Below are 21,171 nucleotides of genomic sequence, written 5' to 3'. Positions count from 1 at the left end.
CATGAACAACCAGAAACGCAGGCTGATCCTGGAGCGGTTGCGCGATGACAACCCCCATCCCACCACAGAGCTCAACTTCACCACGCCCTTCGAGCTGCTCATCGCCGTGCTGCTCTCGGCCCAGGCCACCGACGTGAGCGTCAACAAGGCCACCGACAAGCTCTATCCGGTGGCCAACACCCCCCAGGCCATGCTGGATCTGGGGGTGGACGGGGTCAAGGAGTACATCAAGACCATTGGCCTCTTCAACACCAAGGCCGAGAACGTCATCAAGACCTGCGCCATTCTGCTGGAGCGCCACGGCGGCGAGGTGCCGGAGAATCGCGAGGCCCTCGAGGCCCTGCCCGGCGTCGGCCGCAAGACCGCCAACGTGGTGCTCAACACCGCCTTCGGCTGGCCCACCATCGCCGTCGACACCCATATCTTCCGGGTCTCCAACCGCACCGGCTTTGCAGTGGGCAAGAACGTCGATCAGGTGGAGGAGAAGCTGCTCAAGGTGGTCCCCGCCGAGTTCAAGCTGGACGTGCATCACTGGCTCATCCTGCACGGGCGCTACACCTGTCTCGCCCGCAAGCCCCGCTGCGGCTCCTGCATCATCGAAGATTTGTGCGAATACAAAGAGAAGGTCTATCCCGAGAGTTGATCTGCAGGCCTCTGCGGATCCGGTCTCGGGCCATGGATTCAAGGCAGTACCAATCCACCAACCCGGAGAATTGAGCAATGAGAATTCTGCATACCATGTTGCGCGTCGGCGATCTGCAACGTTCCATCGACTTCTACACCCGAGTGCTGGGCATGACACTGCTGCGCAAGAGCGAGAACAGCGAATACAAGTACACCCTGGCCTTCGTCGGCTACGGCGACGAGAAGGATGAAGCCGTCATCGAGCTCACCTACAACTGGGGCGTGAGCGAATACGAGCTCGGTTCCGCCTATGGTCACATCGCCCTGGAAGCGGACGACATCTATGCCACCTGCGAGGCGCTGCGCGCCGCCGGCGCCAAGATCACCCGCGAACCGGGCCCTGTGAAGGGCGGTACCACCGTCATCGCCTTCGTGGAAGACCCGGACGGCTACAAGATTGAGCTGATTGCCAAGAAAGACGCCGGTACCGGCCTGGGCGCCTGAGCCCACGCCGCCTGGCGGTGAGAAAAACAACGGGGCCCAGGGCCCCGTTTTCATTGGCTGCGGCCACCGTCAGGCCAGGCGGAAGCGCCCCATGCTCTGGCGCAGACCCGCCGCCAGCTGGCTCAGCTCCAGACAGGCTTTGGCGGTGTGATCCGCGCCGGTCGCGACCTCGTTGGAGGAGTCGTTGATGCGCGCCACGTTGCGGCCCAGCTCATCGGAGACCGCATCCTGCTCGCCACAGGCACTGGCAATCTGGATCGCCATGTCGGCTATCTGGGCCACCGCCTCTTCAATCTGACGAATGCCCGCGCTGGTGCGTTCGCTCTGGCTCACGCACTGGCGGATCATCTCGCAACTCTGGCCGGTCACCGACTTCGCCCGGTTGGCACGGGCCTGCAGGGTCTCGATGATGGCGACGATTTCGCCGGTGGAGGCCTGGGTACGCCCCGCCAGGGTGCGCACCTCGTCGGCCACCACCGCAAAGCCGCGCCCCTGCTCACCGGCACGGGCCGCCTCGATGGCGGCATTGAGTGCCAGCAGGTTGGTCTGGTCGGCAATGCCGCGAATGACATCCACCACCAGGTTGATCTGGGCGGACTCTTTCTCCAGTTCACTCACCAGGTTGCCCGCCTGCTCCATCTCACCGGCCACCCGGGTGATGGCATCCAGGGCCCCCTGCACATCCTGACTGCCGCGGCGAGCCAGGGCATTGGCGGAGCTTGCCGACTCCGAGGCCACCTCGGTGTTGCCCGCCACATCCGCTACCGTCGCCTTCATCTGGGCCATGGCGGTGGCAACCTGGGCTATCTCCTGCTGCTGGCTCTGGATCCCCTGGGATGATTGCTCGGAGACCGCGCTCACCTCCTCGATGGCGGCTCCCAGCTGGGTCACGGCGGCGGCCACCTCCTCGATGAGCCCACGCAGGTTGTCCTGCATCTTGAGGGAGGCGCTGGCCAGCATCCCCAGTTCGTCCTGCCCGATGTGCTGGCGATCCAGCCGATGGGTCAGATCCCCCAGGGCGATGGCATTGGCCTGGGCCACCACGGCTTGCAGGGGCAGGCAGATCTGGCGGGTGAGGAACCAGGTCATGACCCCCATGAAGATCAGCAGGGTCGCGATGCTCACCACGGCAAAGGTCATCACCATGGTGACGCTGCCAAGCAGGCTGCCACGGTTCTCTTCCACAAAGCCAAGATTCACTTTCACCAGTGCACGCACCGCCAGCTCCAGCTCGGTGTAGAGCCCGTTCGAGCGAAACAGCGCCTCCCTGGCCTCATCCCTGCTGCCCTGGAACAACAGGGCATCCACCTGGTTGACGGCCCCCAGATATTGCAGCCACTGCTGCTTGACGCGGTTGAAGGCCTGGCGTTCATGCTCGGCCCCCACGGTTGCCTCGTAGGCATCCATGACCTGCTGCACCTTGCCCAGGCTCTCCTGGATGCGGGCGCGGCGAACCTGCCTGTCGACGGCATCTTCCACCATCAGCAGGGCAAACTGGGCACGGCGCACATAGGAGACGTCGTAGAGCAGGTTGTCCACCGAGAGCACGCTTGGCAGGGTGGAGTCGGTGAAGTTCAATACCCGATCCCGAATGTCCCGCAGTTCGGTGGCGAGAAACAGGCCGAAGACGGCGTTGATGACGGCAATGACCGCAAAGACGGCGGCAATTTTCTTGCCGATGGAGAGATGCTTGTAAGACATGTTGGCTGGTGATCCTCGACTGCAGATGTGCAGTGACACAATGATCACATCCGTGTAAGCGGTGACCCGAGACTCCTGACGGGAAATGACGATGGGAGCAAAGAGAGGGGATCCCTTGCTTCCCGCTCGCCCCACGCCGGGCCTTGTGCCCGCCACGAGGCTGCCAGCACAGGAGCGACCAGCTCGACGCAAAACTTGAGCCGATTGCCACAATCGGTCCGCCGTCATGGACAAAGCAGGGGCCAGGTTATGTAATGGCCGCTCGTCTCTCCCCATTCCTGTCTTCAGAGGCCCCATGGACAACGTATCGACCCTCTCCCCTTCCTGGTCTGTCCAACTGCGCGAGCAGATAGCGGATCGCCCCCTCATCGCCCTGGGGCTGCTGCTCGCCCTGGTCGCCGTGCTGCTGCTCCTGGTGCAGAGTCTCGTCATGCTGGCAGCAGGGGAGATCACGCCCGGAGTACGCTATGGCCTCATCGGCGGCGCTGCGGGTTTTGCCGCCACGGCGCTGGGCGCCCTGCCTGCCCTGTTCCTGCGCGCCGTTTCCCAACGGGTGGAAGATGCCATGCTGGGGTTCGCCGCCGGCATGATGCTGGCGGCGAGCGCCTTCTCCCTGCTGCTGCCGGGGCTCGAGGCCGCCGAGGGGATCACGGGTGACGGCTTCCTCGCCGCCGCCGTGGTGGTGGCCGGCATGACCCTCGGAGTGCTGCTGATGCTGGGACTGGATCAATTCACCCCTCACGAACACGACAAGACCGGCCCCTGTGGTCCCGGCCATGAGAGCTGCTCACGGGTCTGGCTGTTCGTCTTCGCCATCGCCCTGCACAACCTGCCCGAAGGCATGGCCATCGGGGTCAGCTTCTCCCAGGGGGACATGACGGTGGGACTGCCCCTCACGACCGCCATTGCCCTGCAGGACATTCCCGAAGGACTGGCTGTAGCGCTGGCCATGTGCGCAGCCGGTTTTCGCCCGCCGGTGGCCGTGCTGGTCGCCATCGGCAGCGGCCTGCTGGAACCGCTCGGCGCCCTGCTCGGGGTCGGACTCGCCAGCGGCATGGCCATCGCCTACCCCATCGGCCTCGGGCTCGCGGCTGGTGCCATGCTGTTTGTGGTCTCCCACGAAGTGATCCCGGACACCCATCGCAACGGCCACCAGACCCACGCCACCCTGGGCCTGATGGCAGGCTTCGCTCTGATGATGACCCTCGACACCGCACTCGGCTGATCACCCCCCTCAAGCCCCGTGCGCCTAGTGACGACAGCGCGAACCCCTTGAAATAAGAGGGGGAAATCGCCTAATGTTGAGCCCCCGGCGCCCTTTGACTGGTTGATGTACGGCGCCTGAATCCCATCGGAAGCCTGCCCGGATGACCCTCAGGATAATCCTGCTGCTGTGTCTGCTTGTCCTCACCGCCAGGGCCATTGGCGCCACCGAGGTCTTTCATACGGCCGCGCAGCAGGCGTCGTCCCCCAAGTACGTGACGCTCCCCGACGGGCATGTCGGCGGGATCTGCGTCGATCTCTTCCGGCTCATGGAAGCAAGGGAGCCAGCCCTTCGCATTGAGGGAGATCAGCGCTTCCTGCCGCTGCGACGGCTGGAAAAGAAGGTGCAGCACGGTCAGCTGGACTTCATCTGCGGCGTGGGGGAGAGCCCGGCCAGGCGGGATCACTTCATCGTCCTGACTCCCGCCATCTTCACGGTGCGCTACCACCTGGCGGTGCGCCGTGACGATCCCGTCGAGATACGCAGCTGGCAGGATGTCAGGGCCCTCGGCCAGGCGGGCATCATCCTCATCAACCATGGCAGCGGCGCCATCGCCCGGCTCCAGGATATCGGCGGCCTCATCATCGACAGCGGCGGGATCAGCAACCAGGCCAACTACGAGAAGTTGTTGATGAAGCGCGGCCGTTTCGTCTACTACCGCTCCCCGGGGTTTGAGTCCGACTTGCGCGAACAGGGGCTGGCCGACAAGATCCGCATCCTCCCCACCGTGATGGAAGAGACTCCCTTCTACATCCTGTTCCATCGCCACAGTGCCCCCGAGCGCCTGACCCTGTTCGCCAACACCCTGCAACGGCTCGCAGACAGTGGTGAACTGGCCGCCCTGGCCAGACGCTACCCCTGACCCCCCATCCGCGCCATCGCAATGCTCGGCGCCACCGCCAAGTTTTGCTATCATCCACGCCAACTTTTTCGGCCCAGCGGCCATCGAGACGAGGTAGATGATGAAAGTAGGTATTATCGGCGCCATGGAGCAGGAAGTAGCCCTCCTGCGCAGCCAGCTGAGCGAGCCCACCACCCTGCAACTGGGCGGCTGCGAGTTCTATCAGGGCAAGCTGGCCGGTAAAGAGGTGATCCTGACCCGCTCCGGCATCGGCAAGGTCGCCGCCAGCGTCGCCACCAGCCTGCTGCTGGAGAAGTTCGCTCCCGATTGCGTCATCAACACCGGTTCCGCCGGCGGCTTCGCCCAGGATCTGCACATCGGTGACGTGGTCATCGCGAGCGAGATGCGCTTCCACGACGTGGACGTGACCGCCTTCGGTTACGAGATGGGCCAGATGGCCCAGCAGCCCGCCGCCTTCCCCTGCGACGAAAGACTCATCGCCCTGGCACAAGCCTGCATTGCCGAGCAAGGCAAGCACCAGACCAAGGTCGGGCTCATCTGCACCGGCGATCAGTTCATGTGCAAGCCGGACGCCATCGCGAAAGCCCGTGCCGACTTCCCGCAGATGCTGGCGGTGGAGATGGAAGGGGCCGCCATCGGCCAGGTATGCCACATGTTCAAAGTGCCCTATTTGGTGGTACGGGCCATGTCGGACATCGCCGGCAAGGAGCAGGTGGAATCCTTCGATGCCTTCATCGAGGTGGCGGGTCAACACTCCGCCGAAGTGATCATCGCGCTGCTCGGCAAGCTGTGATCAACGCCCCCTCCTGGGATGTCCTGATGACCGCCCTCGCCTCCACGACGGCGGGCATCATGGTGGGGGCCGCCCTGCTGGAGGCCCTGCTGCCCTGGCCCGCACGCTTTCGACCCGGCGCAGCAGTGCCTCTGCTCACCCGCCTCGGCCAGAAGGTCTATCGCCCCGACGGCACGCCACGCCAGCAGAGCCAGGCCGGGCTCCTTGCCCTGCTGGTGGTCTGGGTGCCCTGCGCTGCCGGTCTCTGGGCGGTGCGCAATCTCTCCCTTTCCGAGCCCCTGTTCGACCTCCTGTTCCTGCTGCTGATGCTCGAATCCCGCCCCTTGCGGGAACTCGCCCGGGGGAGCCGCGCTCTGGCAACCCAGGAGACGCTGGTCGTGGCGAGGCTGCAGGTCGCCCCCTGGCTCAAGCGGGAGACCGGCAAGCTCTCGGTGATGGGGTTGAACAAGGCGGTGAGCGAGACCTGCGTACTGCGCCTCGTCGGTCAGTGGGCCGCCCCCCTGCTGGGCTTCGCCCTGGCCGGGGTACAAGGTGCCCTGCTGGTGCGGCTCGCCCAGTTGACCCATCTGGCGTGGAACCCCAAGCAAAGCGCGTTCGTCCACTTCGGCCGCCCGGCTGCGGCGCTCTATCAGGGTTTCTGCGCCCCCGCCATCCTGCTGCTGGCGCTCCCCCTGTGCCTGACCCAGGTGCGCGGGCTGGGCAACAGAGTGCGACCTGCGCTGCATTGGCCCCATCCCGCCATGGGGGTCCTGCTCGCGCTGCTGGCCCGGGCGACGGGCAGCCGACTCGGCGGCCCCCGCTACTATCAGGGCCAGCTGGTGCGCTTTCCGGTATTTGATGAGGGGAGCGAACCCGATGCCAACCTGCCCCTGCGCCTGCTGCAGCGTCTGCAACTGACCGGCTGGGGCTGGCTCGGGCTCTCGCAGCTCCTGACATGGATGGCGCTCAATCATGGCTGATCGCGTTTCCCTTCGTGCCCTGGGCCTGTTTGTCTGCCTGCTGGGCACCTCACTGTGCGCCATGGCCACCCCGCCGCAGCGCATCGTGAGCCTCACTCCCCATCTGACGGAACTGCTGTTCGATATCGGCGCCGGGGATCGCGTGGTCGCCACCGACGATGCCTCCGATTACCCCGCCGAGGTGGCCAACCTCCCCCGGGTGGCCAACTATCGCAGCATCAACCTCGAGGCGCTGCTGGCCCAGAAGCCGGATCTGGTAGTGGCCTGGCGCTCCGCCCAGGCCCGCATGCTGGGCCCGGTCGAGCGCCTCGGCATCCCCGTCTTCTACTCGGAGCCCACCGACTTTGCCTCCCTGGCCACCGAGATGCGCAGCCTGGGGCACCTGCTCGGGCTCACGCCCAGAGCCGACGAGCAAGCCCGCGCCTATCTGACCCGGCTCGACGCCCTGGCGGCGCGCTACGGCGAGCCCAAGCCCCTGTCTGTCTTCTATCAGCTCTGGTACCCGCCGCTCACCAGCGTCAATAATTCGACCTGGCCGGGGCAGGCCATCACCCTCTGCGGCGGACGCAACATCATGGCGAATACGGGAGCAGCCTACCCCCAGGTCGGGCTGGAGCAGGTGATCAAGGCCAATCCCGGGCTCATCCTGGCTGGCGGCCGGGATCCTTCCGTGCTGGATCACTGGCGGCAGTGGCCCATGCTGGACGCCGTCAAACACCAGCGGCTCGCCCTTATCAACGCCGATGAACTGCACCGCTTCACCCCCCGCGCCCTCAACGCGGTGGAGCAGGTATGCGAGGCGATCCTGCGCGGCCCCCCACCATCCGCCTGACGCCGTCATGGTGGTGAGCGCCCCATGGGTCGGGCATCTCAGTGATATGGCATAAAATATGCTTCACTATTTGAAGACACTCACTCCATAACGGGACAATGACATGTTCAACGGAAAAACGATCCTGATCACCGGGGGTACCGGCTCCTTTGGCAAGAAGTTCATCGAAACGGTCCTCACCCAGTACACGCCGAGCCGTCTGATCGTCTACTCCCGTGATGAGCTCAAGCAATTCGAGATGCAGCAGCGGTTCAACCACCCCTGCATGCGCTACTTCATCGGCGACGTGCGCGATGGCGAACGCCTGGACATGGCCATGCACGGCGTGGACTTCGTGGTCCATGCCGCCGCCCTCAAGCAGGTGCCTGCCGCCGAATACAACCCCATGGAGTGCATCAAGACCAACATCCACGGGGCGGAAAACGTCATCAAGGCGGCGCTCAACAACGGGGTCGAGAAGGTGATCGCCCTCTCCACCGACAAGGCGGCCAACCCGGTCAATCTCTATGGCGCCACCAAGCTCTGCTCCGACAAGCTGTTCGTGGCCGCCAATAATATGGCGGGCAAGAACCCCACCATCTTCTCCGTGGTGCGCTACGGCAACGTCGTGGGCTCCCGCGGCTCGGTCGTGCCCTTCTTCGACCGGCTGATCAGGGAAGGGGCCAGCCGCCTGCCCATCACCCATGCCGAGATGACCCGCTTCTGGCTGACCCTGCAGCAGGGAGTGGAGTTCGTGCTGACCAACTTCGCCCGCATGAAGGGGGGGGAAGTGTTCGTTCCCAAGATCCCGTCAGTGCGCATCACGGATCTCGCCAGCGCCATGGCGCCGGAGCTGCCCCAGGAGATAATCGGCATCCGCCCGGGCGAGAAGCTGCACGAGGTGATGTGCCCGGCCGACGACTCCTACCATACCTATGAATTTGACAACTATTACGTCATCGCCCCCAGCATCACCTTCACGAGCCGCAACAATGACTTTGCCGTCAACGCCCTGGGGGAGAAGGCCACCCAGGTCGAACACGGCTTTGAATACAATTCCCTCAACAATCGCCATTTCCTGTCGATAGAGGAATTGAAAGTCATGAATCAGCAGGTACTCGCCGAATGATCCCCTATGGACGCCAATCCATCACAGATGAAGATATCGAGGCCGTCGTCGCCGTCCTGAAGTCCGACTACCTGACCCAGGGCGAAATGGTGCCCGCCTTCGAGCAGGGGCTGGCCGACTATTGCCAGGCCCCCCACGTGATCGCCTGCAGCAATGGCACCACGGCACTGCACCTTGCCTGTGCCGCGCTGGAGCTGGGAGCGGATGACTGGGTCTGGGTCTCCGCCATCAGCTTCGTCGCCTCCGCCAACTGCGCCCGTTACTGCGGCGCCCAGGTGGACTTCGTCGACGTGGAGCCCGAAACCGGCAACCTCTGCGTGGCGGCGCTGCGCGAGAAGCTGCAGCGCGTTCAGGGAACATCCCATCAGCCCAAGGCCCTGGTTGCCGTGCATCTCGCGGGCCAGCCCTGCGATCTCGCCGAGATAGGCGCCCTGTGCCGACAATATGGCGTGCACCTCATCGAGGATGCCTGCCATGCCCTGGGGGCCAGCTATCAGGGGCAACCCATCGGCAGCTGTGCCCACAGCGACATGACCGTCTTCAGCTTCCACCCGGTGAAACCCATCACGACCGGGGAAGGGGGCGCCATCACCACCCGCAGCGCCGCACTGGCGGCAAAGCTGAGGCTTTATCGCAGCCATGGCATCACCCGGGATCCCGCTCAGCTGAGTGCCCCCAGCCCGGGAGGCTGGTACTACGAGCAGCAGGTGCTGGGTTTCAACTACCGGCTGACCGACATCCAGGCCGCACTGGGCGCAAGCCAGCTTCGCCGCCTGCCGCAATTTATTGCGCAGCGCCAACAGCTTGCCACCCGCTACGACGAACTGCTGACCCGGCTGCCGGTGCAGCCCCTGCGCCAAATGGATGACAGGCGCAGCGGCTACCACCTCTATGTGGTCCGGGTCGCCGACCGGGATCGGGTGTTTGCCCAGTTGAGGGAGGCCGGCATAGGGGTGAATGTTCATTACATGCCGATCCCGGCCCAGCCCTACTATCGCGAGCTGGGTCATGATCCCGCAGCCTACCCCGGCGCCCAGGCCTATTACCGGCAAGCCGTCAGCCTCCCCCTGTACCCCGCCCTTTCCCTGGCGGAGCAGGATCAGGTGGTGCGGGCGCTGGAGTCCGTGCTATGCGCCTAGCCCTGGGCACGGTCCAGTTCGGGCTCGACTACGGCGTCAGCAACCGCGCCGGCGAAGTGCCGGATGACGAACTCGATACCATCCTGACCCTGGCCCGCAAGCTGGGGGTGGATACCTTGGACACGGCCCAGGCCTATGGCAAGGCCGAGACCCGGCTCGGCAGCCGTCACACCGCCGACTTCCAGCTGGTGGGCAAGCTGGCACCGGGCATCCAGGCCACCGAGGTCACCACCTCGGTGGCAGGCAGCCTGCAACGGCTGGCCCGCCCCAGGCTGGACGGCCTGCTGCTGCACCGCAGCCAGGATGCCAGCCCCGCCCTGTTCGAGCAGTTGGCAGAGCTGCAGCGTCAGGGGCTGGTGGGCAAGGTGGGGGTCTCCGTCTATGCCCCCGAGGAGCTGGCACGTTGGCTGGCGCAGGGTTATCCGCTGGAGCTGGTGCAGCTCCCCACCAATCTGCTCGATCAGCGTTTTTTACGCTCGGGCTGGCTCGACCGACTACAGGCTCTGGGGTGTGAGATCCACGTGCGCTCTCTGTTCCTGCAAGGCCTGCTGCTGATGCAGCCGGCCATGCGCCCGGACTATTTCCAGGCCTTCGCCCGACCGCTGGCGCGGCTGGACGACTGGCATCCCCATCTCTCCCCGCTCCACAAGGCGCTCTCCCTGATCCCGGCCCTGCCCCAGGTCAGCCGCTTCGTGGTCGGGGTCTGCCATGCCCATGAACTGGCGGCCATCGCCTCAACCTATGCCCATCTGCATCCGGGCCATGACGACGAGCTGGCCGCCCTCGCCTGCGACGAGCCCGGCCTCATCAACCCGGCCATGTGGAGAACATCATGATCCTCGGAATATTGCAGGCCAGAGCCAGCTCCAGCCGACTGCCGGGCAAGGTGCTCAAACCCCTGCTCGGCGTCCCCATGCTCGCCCGCCAGATAGAGCGGCTCCAGCGCTCGACCAGGCTGGATCAACTGGTGGTCGCCACCAGCGACCAGGCCGGGGATGAGGCCATCTCGGCCCTTTGCGCCGAGCTGGGCGTCCCCTGTTTTCGCGGCCCGCTGGACGACGTGCTGCAGCGTTTTCATCTGGCCGCCCAACCCTTCGGCCCCAGCCAGATCGTGCGGCTCACCGGGGATTGTCCGCTCGCGGATCCCGCCCTCATCGACGAGCTGGTCGAGCTGCATCTGACCGGCGGCTACGACTACAGCAGCAACTGCTGGGACCCCAGCTACCCGGATGGACTGGACGCCGAGATCCTGAGCGCCGCCACCCTGGATCTGCTGGCCGGGAGCGCCCACACCCCGACCCAGCGCGAACACGTCACCTACTACATCCGCCAGCACGAGGCGCAGTTCAAGATAGGCAAGCTGGCGCGCCAGCCGAGCCTGGCCCATCTGCGCTGGACGGTGGACGAGCCCGCCGACTTCGCCCTGGTCGAGCAAATCTATCAGCGGCTCTACCCGTCAAACCCGGCCTTTGCCACCGACGACATTCTCGCCCTGCTGGCGCGTGAGCCGCAGTTGGCGACCCTGAACACCCAACATCAACGCAATGAGGGGCTGGCAAGCTCGCTGGCCAAGGAGAACCACTCATGACCTCACGGTATCAGCATTCACTGACCCTCTCCGCCCGGGCCGAGCAGAGCATTCCTTTAGGGTCCCAGACCTTCTCCAAGAGCCGCCTCTGCTTCCCCTATGGCGCCGCGCCGCTCTTTCTCGAGCGCGGTCAGGGCGCCAGGGTGTGGGATGTGGATGGCAACGAGTATCTCGACTTTGCCAGCGGCCTGCTGGCCATCAGCCTGGGTTACTGCGATCCGGACGTGAACCAGGCCGTGCTGGATCAGCTCAACCTGGGCTCCATCTTCTCCCTGCCCCACCGCCTGGAAACCGAGGTGGCGGAGCAGCTGATCGCGCTCATCCCCTGCGCCGAGATGGTCCGCTTTGGCAAGAACGGCACCGACGCCACCTCCGCCTGCATTCGCCTCTCCCGCGCCGTCACCGGTCGGGAGCGGGTCGCCGTCTGCGGCTACCACGGCTGGCAGGACTGGTACATCGGCTCCACCACCCGCCACCTGGGGGTGCCCGAGTGCGTGCGCGAGCTCACCCATCGCTTCGACTACAACGATCTGGCCTCCCTCAAGGCCCAGCTGGAAGCCCATCCCGGCGAGTTTGCCGCCGTGATCCTGGAACCCATGAACGTCGCCTGGCCCGCTCCGGACTTCCTGCCCGGCCTGCGCCAGCTGTGCGACGAGCACGGCGCCCTGCTCATCTTCGATGAGACCATCACGGGCTTTCGCTTCCACCTCGGCGGCGCCCAGACCCTGTTCGGGGTGACCCCGGATCTGGCCGCCTTCGGCAAGGGCATGGCCAACGGCTTCCCCATCTCCGCCGTGGTGGGTCGCCGCCAGTACATGCGCCGCATGGAAGATATCTTCTTCTCCGGCACCTTCGGCGGCGATGCCATCGCCCTGGCGGCGGCCAACGCCGTGATCGGCAAGATGCGCCGGCTCGACGTGCCTGCACGGCTGGCGGAGCGCGGCCAGCAGTTGCTGAACGGGCTCGATGCCTTGCTGCAAAAATTGGATGCCCCGAGCTGGCTGCAAAGCGCCGGCCATCCGAGCTGGAGCTTCCTGCTCATCGGCGACTCGGCCAACCACTCCAGCTGGCTGCTCAAGAGCTATTTCATCCAGGAGCTGTGCAAGCGGGGCATCCTGAGCCTCGGCAGCCACAACCTGAACCTTGCCCACAGCGAGCAGGATGTACAGACCCTGCTGGCCGTCTATGCCGAGGTCCTGCCGGCGCTTGTCCGCCTGGATGCCGACAAGGCCATTCATCAGGCCCTGGATGGCGAGCCTATCCAGCCGGTGTTCAAGGTGCGCTAAATGCCGCCGCTCTGGATCTTCAGCGAGGGGGACCAGGCCCGGGGCCTCGGTCACCTCAGTCGTTGCAGCGCCTATGCCGCGGCCTGGCGACAGCAGGGCGGTACCGTCCACTGGGTAGTCGATGGCGACGAGCTTGCCAGCACCCTGCTCGGGAAGGAGTCCGTCAGCTGGGACAACTGGCAGCAGCGACCCACTTCCCCGCAACAGGCGGTCGCCATCGTCGACTCCTACTCGGCCAGCCTGGCCACGCTTGAGAGCATCTCTGCCGGTTTCCTGCGGGTGCTCTATCTCGATGACACCGAGCGGCTGAACTACCCGAAGGGGCTGGTCATTCACGCCAGCCCGGGCACACCAGGCAACCACTCCGGCATCGCCACTTGGCGGTGGGGACCTGGCTGGCAACCCCTGCGCCTCCCGTTCTGGTCCGTGCCCGCCCGAACCCGGGTCTCTGCCCGTATCGAACGCATCCTGCTCATCATGGGCGGCACCGACATCCACGACCTGCTACCTGGCCTGGTCACCTGGCTGCGCCGGCACCATCTGGACGCGGAGTTGAACGTCGTCAGCCGGGCGCCCGACTCGCGCCTGTCGGGATGCCAGCAACATCACAACCTCGATGCCGGGCAGATGGCGGATCTCATGTGCCGCTGCGATCTAGCCATCAGTGCCGCCGGGCAAGTGACCTATGAACTGGCACGCTGCGGTCTGCCGGGCGTGCTCATCGGCGTTGCCGACAACCAGGCCCGCCAGCTGGCGGGCTGGTGCGGTCCAGACACCTTTATCTCCGGGGGCTGGTGGCACGATGCCGCCCTGCTATCCCGGCTGGAACAAGGGCTGGCGACGCTATCGGCACCGGAGGAGCGCGTCAGACGGGCACAAGGGTTGCAGCGACTCATAACAGGAAACGGTACCCTGGAGGCCCTCTCATGGCTCAACCAGGCCTAGATCTGCAGCACGCCTTCGACCTCGCCGGGGTGAGCCTGCTCCCCTTCGCCATGCTGGATGAACAGCAGGTCGTGGCGGTCTGGCAGATGCGAACCCACCCCGAGATCGCACGCTGGATGAATACGGGAGGCGACATCAGTCTGGAGACGCATCGTGCCTTCATGGCACGCCAGCATCAGGACACTCGCAACCTGAACTACCTCTGCCTCGACCCCCGGGGGATCCTGGGGGTGATCGCCCTGCACCGGCTGGACTGGCAGAATCGTCTGGCCTGGCTCGGGATCTATCGCAATCCCTCGCGCCCCGACAAGGGGCTGGGGGCTCGCCTGCTGGCCACCGTCAACCGCCTCGCCTTCGAGGTTGCCCGGTTGCATACGCTCAAGCTGGAGGTCGCGGCCGACAATGAAAGAGCCATTCAGGCCTATCTGCGTGCCGGCTTTCGCCATGAAGGGGTCTGGCGGGAGGCGGTCTATCGCCCCCATACAACAAACTATGTCGATCTCGTGCTCATGGGGATCACCGAACAGGAGTGGAGACATCCATGACCCAAGCCATTCATCCGAATCGATGCTTCATCATCGCCGAACTGTCGGCCAATCATGGCCACTCCCTGGAGACGGCCCTCGCGACGGTACGCGCAGCCAAGGCGTGCGGCGCCGATGCCATCAAGATCCAGACCTATACGGCCGACACCATCACCCTCGACTGCGACAATGAACATTTCCAGATCAATCAGGGCACCATCTGGGATGGCACCACGCTCTACAAGCTCTACCAGGAGGCCTATACCCCCTGGGAGTGGCATGCCGCCATCCAGGCGGAAGCGCACAAGGAAGGCCTCATCTTCTTCTCCACCCCCTTCGACCCCAGTGCCGTCGATTTTCTGGAGACACTCGACGTCCCTCTCTACAAGATCGCCTCCTTCGAGATCACCGACATCCCCCTGATCGAGTACACCGCCAGCAAGGGCAAGCCGATGATCATCTCGACCGGCATCGCGACCCTGGCCGACATCGATGCCGCCGTGCAAGCCTGCCGCCGCGTAGGCAATCACGACATCACATTGCTCAAGTGCACCTCCTCCTACCCAGCCCCGGTGGAGGAGGCCAACCTGCTCACCATGCCGAATATGAAGCAGACTTTCGGGGTCGAGGTGGGGTTGTCGGACCATACCCTGGGGGAAGCGGTGGCCATGGCCGCCACCGCCCTGGGGGCTAGCGTGATAGAGAAGCACTTCATTCTGGACCGAGCCGTGGGTGGACCGGATGCCTCCTTCTCCATGACGCCGGACGAGTTCGCCCACATGGTCGAAGGGATCCGGCAAGTCGAGGCGGCCCTGGGGGAGGTCAGCTATCACCTCAACGACAAGACGATGCGCAACCGGCGCTTCGCTCGCTCTCTCTTCGTCTGTGAGGACATGAAGGCGGGGGATGCCTTCACGTCCCGCAATGTCCGTTCCGTCCGGCCGGCCGATGGTTTGCCCCCGGTTCACCTTCCCTCCCTGCTGGGTCGCCGTGCCAGCCAGGATATTCAGGCCGGTACGCCCCTGGCCTGGTCATTGGTTTCCTAAACGGTCGAGGAGCTCAGCATGGATCAGAAGAACGTCTTCATGTCCCGGGAAGGGAACGAGTGGTACGAACGCAACAAGAGCGCCATCCTAGGCAAGACCCTGGAGCGCGATCCCATCTTCAAGGCACTGGCGTATCTGGGCAGCAAACCCGCCAGGATCCTGGAGATAGGTTGCGCCAACGGCTGGCGGCTGGCGCAGCTGGCCGAGCATTACGGCGCACGCTGCTATGGGGTGGATCCCTCGGCCAGTGCCATCCAGGATGGGCTCTCCCGGTACCCTGGATTGCACCTCACGGTCGGGACGGCCGACAACCTGCCCGAGATGGAACCCGTCGACCTCATCATCTTCGGCTTCTGCCTCTATCTGTGCGATCCCCAGGATCTGTTCAAGATTGCCGCAGGCAGCGATGCGCTGCTGGCCGACCAGGGACTCATGACCATACTGGATTTCAATCCGCCGGCCGGACACTATCGCAACGACTATCAGCATCACGCCAGTCTCTTCAGCTACAAGATGAACTACGGCGATCTGTTTGCCTGGCATCCGGGTTACCACCGTCTGTTCGAGCATGTGCAGCATCACGACGGCAGCACCGAACTCGAGCCGGATGCGCTGATCTCGGTGCAGATCCTGCGCAAAGATGCGAGGCTGCTCGCGGCGCAGAACCCCTATCCCGCAAGATAAAAAATACCGACCCAAGGGTCGGTATTTTCGTCTCTCCCCAAGTGCAGGGGCACAGGCTCAGCTGTTCACGGTTTTCTTTCTGAACAGCGCCATCACTTCGTTATCCACCATGTCGACGCTGTCGAGCGCCCTGGGATACATCTCCCTCGCCTTGGCCAAAAACTCTAGCCAGATCTCAATGGCGGGCTTCATCAGGGCAAGAGCCTCCCCTTCCTTTTCGGTTGAATAAAGAATGGAACTTAACAGGGTAAATATATAATTCATCGAGCCTATCATAAACTGAGCTATATGCATTTGCTTAGTTTTGGCTATCTGACTAAGATAACCAAAATGTTGCAGCATCAGCTGATTAATCTCATTCCTAGATGAAAAATTTAGCTGCCACTCATCAACCATTTTATCGATAAAATTATTGAAAAATTCAACATCTAGCAAAGGATAAAAGTCTTGCTTTGATAACGCTAGTGGAGCACAGAGTCTATTGCTGATGTCATCGAGGATGGCTGCCTTATCGATGGGTTGGAATAAACCCACCTCGCTGCTTGGAAAAGGTCTTGCTCCCTTAATTTTGGCTCCATCACTACAATTAAAGCATTGTACTTCTCTATTAGTAGACAATACATACTCGATGATGTGTCGGGATGTATCAAACATGGCATTGCTTATAATAACGCCAGAGAAATTTGCCTCACGTTGCCACTGATCATCGCCATACATTATCTTGCCTAAGATTTCGGCACTCTGCTCATTATTATAATATGAACTTAACTTTGAGTGATGATTACCTTTCTCTTTATAACCATTATCCAAACCAAACAAGTAAACACTCTTAAAACCAAGATAAATTGGTGTAGCGACACCTATATTACCCACCAATGGATTAACTACTCCCAGAGCAGTAAATAATCTCGACTCCGGAAAATGGTGATGACACAACATGACTCCTGGTTCACCACTTTTGAACAACAGTGCTGAACGTTTAAATAAAGTTGAACAATTCGGATGAATCACATCTGTGCTCAAGAAAAAAATATCTTGCAGATATTCAGGGTCATTCAGGTTAACCAAGAAATCATAGACGATTTTGGTGCGTTCAGTTTCAACATGAATATCCGGCTTTATTCCAACTTTATGCAAAGCTGATATTGCACTGCCACAGGATATTAAGATGGCCCGGTCTTTATTAGCCGCAATGACATCGATGGAATCATCCAGAGAGGGACCATTGGCAATTATAAATACAGGCACTCGTTGATACTCATACGCAACCTTGTGAGCATGCTTTAAAAAAGGCACGCCACGTTCAATATTCTCCACGGTATGGGAAAGTGCGATAAGGTTGTCATCGAAGAATCCCCATCCCATAATCAGTCGATAATACTCCTGTTGGAGGATATTCATCAGGCTTTTTATTTTATCATTCTGATATCCCCACATGACAAAGGCATTGGCAATCAGAAAGGAGCCTCGGCTTTGTACTGCCGCAGAAAAATCATTCAAGATTGTCTGCTCATCCTGCCCTAGCAGGATATGTATTCCCAAATTTTCCTGATGCAAATAGCTCAGCAGCGGTGCCCAGTCAAAACAGAATAGTGATGCATAGAAAAGATCCAGATCCGGCTCAAACAGAAACAGGGTACCAATCTTGCAACGTTCATAGATATAGCCAAGGTGATAACCCAGGCCCACACCAAGGATCAAAGCGCTCGGTACTTCATTCGGCACCTGACTTAAGACACCAGCCTCCTGAGAAATATCTCCCAGATAGGTATTGAGCTTATTTAGATACTCCACATGTATAAAGCCGAGCGGATTGGTCTCCTGGCTAAATGAACATCTGGATAGCCCTCCCTTTTTTATGGATTCCATTACTAGCGTTTCACAGATGAGATAGGGTTCGGCGCCATAGACTGCGACATCATCATCGAGCCAAGCCAGATTAGGCTGACCATTCTCGTTGCAGAAAAACCGAAATGGACGGGCGGGTTGATAGTGCTCATACATATCGGCGATATGGGGAATGTACTGGCGAAACGCCGCCATATTCTGTTCAAATCGCAGCGGCAAAGCCACCGCCATGGCCGCTTCCTGCTCCGCCTGCTGCCGAAGCCGCAGCGCTTCCTGCTCCGCTTTTATCAGGGCCGCATCAATATTGCCTGGCATCAGAACTCCTTGCTGTTCACGCGATAGGCCTGCCCGGCCTTGTTGGCTCTACCGACCAGAGTCAAGCGTTCGAAAATGGCGTGATGGTGGCTGGCGGCCAGGGCCTGCATTCTCTCTTCCTGAATGGACAATCTGCCAGCCAGCGCCACCGCGGCCGACCGTTGCGACGGCTCCCGGCCAACCAGTTGCATCAGGCTCTCTATCAATGCCAGCCGCTCATCCATACACTGCAACGCCTCGTCATATTGCTGCTGTTGCAACAGCCCCTCCACCAGACGGGCATTCTCATTCAGTGCCTCTTCGAGGGCGGCGAGGGTGGCGCTCACAGCTCGCCCAACTGTTGTCTCATCTGGAATCCTTGCTGCTTTTCTGACTCCGGCAGTTGATCCCAACCGGACTTGATGGTCAGCATCAGCGTCATGACTTCTTCAAGGGGCGCGACATCACGGGTCAGGCTGGCGTCCCAGACACGTTCGTCCATATAGGCGTAGAGCCCATACAGGTCTTCAGCCATGGCGCCCTGGCTCATGTCCAGCGCATCCTGCAGACCGTGCAGCAACCCCTGGGCCTTGGAGACGGCGATGGATTTGGCCTCCATGTCGTTGCGCTCTATGGCTCCCTTGGCTTGCGCCAGACGCTCCAGGCAGCCCTGCATCATCAGCTGGATGACGCGATGAGGATCCGCCGTGGCCAGATCGGCGGCAAGGTTGCCCGCCGTATATGCTTTGATATTGCGTTTGTACATGTTTGAATTCTCTCGATCTATCAAGAGTTTTGATAATTCGTCTGCAAGGTCGCCAGTGCCGAGGCTGAGCTGTTCATCTTGACCAGCAGGGCATCCAGGCTGCCGTATTGAGCACGCAATGCCGCTTCATATTTCGCCAGTTGAGCATTGGCCGTCGCCGTCTTCTGGGTCAGCGCACGCAAATCCGAGTTCAGGACATCTTCCCGCTGTGCCAGCATGCCGCCACTCTTGGTGTACTCTTTCAGGCCGGTATTCAAGGTGGCCGCCAGCCCCTTTTCCTCGCCAAAGAGCGCCACCACCTGATCGAAGTTCTTGTCGACCGCCTCACCGAACTTGGTCTTGTCCAGCGACAACTTGCCCTTGTTGTCCATCTTGATGCCGACTTCGAAGATGGTGGAATAGGTGCTGCTGTTCTGGGAAGGGCTGACCAGCAGATTGCTCATGAACGCGCTGATGGCACGGGTAGTGGAATCCCCCGCCAGGGCACCGCCATCGTCCTGCTTGACGCCGCCCACGAAGCTGTTGCGCTTGCCCAGACCATTCATCTTGTCCTGCAGGGTGTTGTAGCCATCCACGAACTGCTGGACAAGATCCTGAATGGATGTCTTGTCGGTGGTGATGTCCACCCTGTTGGCCTTGAGATCTCCGACACTGTCCTTGTCCGACACCCGCAACACGGTCACCTTGAGATCCTGAATGGAGTCGTCAAAGGTGTTGGTGTCGCTCTTGAGGACATTGCCATCCACGTTGATCTCGGCACTGCTGGCCGCCCGGGTCTGGCTCATGACACCGCCGCCGGCCTCGAAAATGGCGAGTTCGGCGGTATTCCCGGTGATGGTCAGATCCTTGCCGTCTCCCGAGATGCCGGAGTCGATCACCAGCTTGGCCTTGCCATCCGCCGTGTTGACGATGTTGGCACTGAGGCCGAAGTTGTCACCATTGCTGTTGATGCTCTTGCGAATGTCTTGCAGGGTATCGCCCGCTTTCACATCCACCTTGAACGTCTTGTCACCCGCCTTGAAGGTCAGTTGCCCATCCTGAGTCGCCAGAGGGGTGGTCGAACTGTCGAAGATCCCCTCCTGGCGGCTCGTTTCCGCCAACTTATTGACGATGATGTTGTATTGACCGTTGGAAGCACCAGACTTGCTCTCCACCTTCAAAATGGGGTCATCTTTGCTCTGGGTGATGTTGATGGCACGTTTGTTGAACGCACCTGGCGCACTCAGTTTATCCAGAATGTCGGTAAAGGCAGAGATGGAGGACTTCAGCTGACCGATGCCAGACAAGGTGATCTGGGTGCTGTTCTGCTTGGTAATGATCGGCTGTTGCAGCTGGGCTTTTTTCGCTGACACACTCGCCGAAATCACGCTCTCAAGATCGAGCCCAGACCCCGCCCCCGCAGAGGTAATTGCCATCACGTCCTCCTGTCTATCGACTTAAAAAAAGGGTTACACCTGACCATCGAACAGCAGCCCTGAGAGGCTGGATACCGTGTTTCCCGATTGTTCCATGGACTGCAACCTCTTGCTAATCAAGAGCATCTCTTCGCTCGGGATCTGGCGGATCACCTGTTTGGTCTCCGCGTCTATCACCTTGATCACAGGCTGATCGAATTCTGGGATCAGGCTGAAATTGATTGTCCACCCTTTCATTTTGCTCAGGTTGTCCAATCTTTCTTGCAATTCTTGGGCCTGTTTTTCTATATCAGCCCTGTCGATACGCGGCTCTGCTGCCCTGATGTGTGTCAGCGGCGCCTGCGATACCTGGGCTGTCGACTCGACGCCTTTCTGCTCGACCACATCATGTCCACCCGAAACGGAGGGAGAAACAGGCATGGCGGCCTGGGGGCCGCCATGTTGAGTGAGCGTCGAAGTAACAGAGGGCATAGCTATCGATTCATTGGCCATCTGCTGCTCCTCATATCAATGATATTGACGGTGTGGCCAGCTTAGCCCAGTAGTTGCAGAGCGGACTGCGGGCGCTGGTTGGCCTGGGCCAGGATACTGGACGCCGCCTGCTGCAGGATGTTCTGCTTGGTCATGTTTGCAGTCTCGGTCGCGAAGTCCGCATCACGGATACGGGAGCGGGCGGCACTGACGTTCTCGGAGATGTTCGCCTGGTTGCGGATGGTGGAATCCAGACGGTTTTGCACCGCACCCAGTTCGGCACGCTTCCCATCCACCACTTTCAGCATGGAATCAGTAGCAAGCAATACATCTTGAGCTTTGGCCTGGGTGCTGATACTGATACCACCAGCAGTACTACCGCTAGTGAAAATAGTATTGACAGCAATGGCAGCAGTACCAGCCGCAGTCGCCGCCGCCGCAATACCAGAAATACTGAAACCATCGGTCTGATTCAGGTTAAAACTAATGGTCTGGTTGGCGTCGGCCCCCACCTGGAA

Annotated in this window: 23 protein-coding genes; 16 read left to right on the top strand and 7 right to left on the bottom strand. The window is 61.4% G+C overall.

The features are described 5' to 3' along the window. Position 1: 1 nt before the first annotated feature. Positions 2 to 643, top strand: a complete 642-nt coding sequence (gene nth, locus AB5Y70_RS05900) for an endonuclease III (RefSeq protein WP_005302279.1) — start codon at positions 2 to 4, stop codon at positions 641 to 643. 77 nt (positions 644 to 720) lie between these two features. Next, complete coding sequence (gloA, locus tag AB5Y70_RS05895; RefSeq protein WP_010674310.1) at positions 721 to 1,128, top strand: lactoylglutathione lyase; 408 nt, start codon at positions 721 to 723, stop codon at positions 1,126 to 1,128. 69 nt (positions 1,129 to 1,197) lie between these two features. On the opposite strand, the gene AB5Y70_RS05890 is transcribed toward gloA, so the two are convergent. After that, the gene (locus AB5Y70_RS05890; protein ID WP_010674309.1) at positions 1,198 to 2,829 is read right to left on the bottom strand and encodes a methyl-accepting chemotaxis protein; all 1,632 of its coding nucleotides are present in this window, start codon (positions 2,827 to 2,829) and stop codon (positions 1,198 to 1,200) included. Positions 2,830 to 3,124: 295 nt separating this feature from the next. Here AB5Y70_RS05890 and AB5Y70_RS05885 point away from each other — a divergent pair, with 295 nt between their 5' ends. The 14 genes from AB5Y70_RS05885 (at position 3,125) to AB5Y70_RS05820 (ending at position 15,859) form a co-directional block, all read left to right on the top strand. Further along, positions 3,125 to 4,054, top strand: a complete 930-nt coding sequence (locus tag AB5Y70_RS05885; RefSeq protein ID WP_244056064.1) for a ZIP family metal transporter — start codon at positions 3,125 to 3,127, stop codon at positions 4,052 to 4,054. A 142-nt stretch (positions 4,055 to 4,196) separates the two neighbouring features. Continuing rightward, positions 4,197 to 4,955 carry an ABC transporter substrate-binding protein gene (locus AB5Y70_RS05880; protein ID WP_010674307.1) on the top strand — a complete coding sequence of 253 codons (759 nt, stop codon included), beginning with the start codon at positions 4,197 to 4,199 and terminating at the stop codon, positions 4,953 to 4,955. A 100-nt stretch (positions 4,956 to 5,055) separates the two neighbouring features. Continuing rightward, positions 5,056 to 5,748 carry a 5'-methylthioadenosine/S-adenosylhomocysteine nucleosidase gene (mtnN, locus tag AB5Y70_RS05875; RefSeq protein WP_139736560.1) on the top strand — a complete coding sequence of 231 codons (693 nt, stop codon included), beginning with the start codon at positions 5,056 to 5,058 and terminating at the stop codon, positions 5,746 to 5,748. A gap of 26 nt (positions 5,749 to 5,774) precedes the next feature. Then, complete coding sequence (locus AB5Y70_RS05870; RefSeq protein WP_139736561.1) at positions 5,775 to 6,707, top strand: cobalamin biosynthesis protein; 933 nt, start codon at positions 5,775 to 5,777, stop codon at positions 6,705 to 6,707. Between the two features lie 61 nt (positions 6,708 to 6,768). Then, a complete protein-coding gene (locus tag AB5Y70_RS05865; protein ID WP_244056068.1) occupies positions 6,769 to 7,539 on the top strand; it encodes a cobalamin-binding protein in 771 nt (256 codons plus the stop codon). 103 nt (positions 7,540 to 7,642) lie between these two features. Then, positions 7,643 to 8,647: a UDP-N-acetylglucosamine 4,6-dehydratase (inverting) gene (gene pseB / locus AB5Y70_RS05860; RefSeq protein ID WP_069784654.1), complete on the top strand. Its 1,005-nt coding sequence runs from the start codon at positions 7,643 to 7,645 to the stop codon at positions 8,645 to 8,647. Beyond that, entirely contained in the window at positions 8,644 to 9,786 is a 1,143-nt protein-coding gene (gene pseC, locus AB5Y70_RS05855) for a UDP-4-amino-4,6-dideoxy-N-acetyl-beta-L-altrosamine transaminase (RefSeq protein ID WP_069784655.1), read from the top strand. Before pseB ends, pseC begins: the two co-directional genes overlap by 4 nt. Continuing rightward, positions 9,777 to 10,622: an aldo/keto reductase gene (locus tag AB5Y70_RS05850; RefSeq protein WP_069784656.1), complete on the top strand. Its 846-nt coding sequence runs from the start codon at positions 9,777 to 9,779 to the stop codon at positions 10,620 to 10,622. The genes pseC and AB5Y70_RS05850 overlap by 10 nt, the downstream gene beginning before the upstream one ends. Next, the gene (locus tag AB5Y70_RS05845) at positions 10,619 to 11,374 is read left to right on the top strand and encodes an NTP transferase domain-containing protein (RefSeq protein ID WP_069784657.1); all 756 of its coding nucleotides are present in this window, start codon (positions 10,619 to 10,621) and stop codon (positions 11,372 to 11,374) included. The genes AB5Y70_RS05850 and AB5Y70_RS05845 overlap by 4 nt, the downstream gene beginning before the upstream one ends. Further along, a complete protein-coding gene (locus AB5Y70_RS05840) occupies positions 11,371 to 12,660 on the top strand; it encodes an aminotransferase class III-fold pyridoxal phosphate-dependent enzyme (protein WP_069784658.1) in 1,290 nt (429 codons plus the stop codon). The genes AB5Y70_RS05845 and AB5Y70_RS05840 overlap by 4 nt, the downstream gene beginning before the upstream one ends. Next, complete coding sequence (locus tag AB5Y70_RS05835; protein WP_069784659.1) at positions 12,661 to 13,605, top strand: hypothetical protein; 945 nt, start codon at positions 12,661 to 12,663, stop codon at positions 13,603 to 13,605. Beyond that, the gene (pseH, locus tag AB5Y70_RS05830) at positions 13,587 to 14,150 is read left to right on the top strand and encodes a UDP-4-amino-4,6-dideoxy-N-acetyl-beta-L-altrosamine N-acetyltransferase (RefSeq protein ID WP_069784660.1); all 564 of its coding nucleotides are present in this window, start codon (positions 13,587 to 13,589) and stop codon (positions 14,148 to 14,150) included. The genes AB5Y70_RS05835 and pseH overlap by 19 nt, the downstream gene beginning before the upstream one ends. After that, the gene (pseI, locus tag AB5Y70_RS05825) at positions 14,147 to 15,175 is read left to right on the top strand and encodes a pseudaminic acid synthase (protein ID WP_069784661.1); all 1,029 of its coding nucleotides are present in this window, start codon (positions 14,147 to 14,149) and stop codon (positions 15,173 to 15,175) included. The genes pseH and pseI overlap by 4 nt, the downstream gene beginning before the upstream one ends. Before the next feature lie 18 nt (positions 15,176 to 15,193). Next, positions 15,194 to 15,859 carry a trans-aconitate 2-methyltransferase gene (locus AB5Y70_RS05820; protein ID WP_049636144.1) on the top strand — a complete coding sequence of 222 codons (666 nt, stop codon included), beginning with the start codon at positions 15,194 to 15,196 and terminating at the stop codon, positions 15,857 to 15,859. Between the two features lie 57 nt (positions 15,860 to 15,916). Here AB5Y70_RS05820 and AB5Y70_RS05815 read toward each other — a convergent pair whose 3' ends face one another. From AB5Y70_RS05815 to AB5Y70_RS05790, 6 genes are all read right to left on the bottom strand, one after another. Beyond that, complete coding sequence (locus AB5Y70_RS05815; RefSeq protein ID WP_049636145.1) at positions 15,917 to 18,022, bottom strand: 6-hydroxymethylpterin diphosphokinase MptE-like protein; 2,106 nt, start codon at positions 18,020 to 18,022, stop codon at positions 15,917 to 15,919. Continuing rightward, the gene (locus tag AB5Y70_RS05810) at positions 18,022 to 18,348 is read right to left on the bottom strand and encodes a hypothetical protein (protein WP_049636146.1); all 327 of its coding nucleotides are present in this window, start codon (positions 18,346 to 18,348) and stop codon (positions 18,022 to 18,024) included. Before AB5Y70_RS05810 ends, AB5Y70_RS05815 begins: the two co-directional genes overlap by 1 nt. Continuing rightward, positions 18,345 to 18,767: a flagellar export chaperone FliS gene (gene fliS, locus AB5Y70_RS05805; RefSeq protein ID WP_049636147.1), complete on the bottom strand. Its 423-nt coding sequence runs from the start codon at positions 18,765 to 18,767 to the stop codon at positions 18,345 to 18,347. The genes AB5Y70_RS05810 and fliS overlap by 4 nt, the downstream gene beginning before the upstream one ends. Positions 18,768 to 18,787: 20 nt before the next feature. Continuing rightward, positions 18,788 to 20,185 carry a flagellar filament capping protein FliD gene (fliD, locus tag AB5Y70_RS05800; RefSeq protein WP_161648197.1) on the bottom strand — a complete coding sequence of 466 codons (1,398 nt, stop codon included), beginning with the start codon at positions 20,183 to 20,185 and terminating at the stop codon, positions 18,788 to 18,790. A 30-nt stretch (positions 20,186 to 20,215) separates the two neighbouring features. Then, positions 20,216 to 20,674 carry a flagellar protein FlaG gene (locus AB5Y70_RS05795; protein ID WP_223929950.1) on the bottom strand — a complete coding sequence of 153 codons (459 nt, stop codon included), beginning with the start codon at positions 20,672 to 20,674 and terminating at the stop codon, positions 20,216 to 20,218. Positions 20,675 to 20,715: 41 nt separating this feature from the next. Beyond that, on the bottom strand, positions 20,716 to 21,171 hold a 456-nt coding region (locus tag AB5Y70_RS05790; RefSeq protein WP_368175973.1), incomplete at its 5' end, for a flagellin.

It is taken from the genome of Aeromonas sp. s1(2024), assembly GCF_040908005.1.
Classification (GTDB): Bacteria; Pseudomonadota; Gammaproteobacteria; order Enterobacterales; family Aeromonadaceae; genus Aeromonas; species Aeromonas caviae.
The sequence above is the reverse complement of the archived record's forward strand: the minus strand, read 5'-3'. Positions and strand labels throughout refer to the sequence as shown.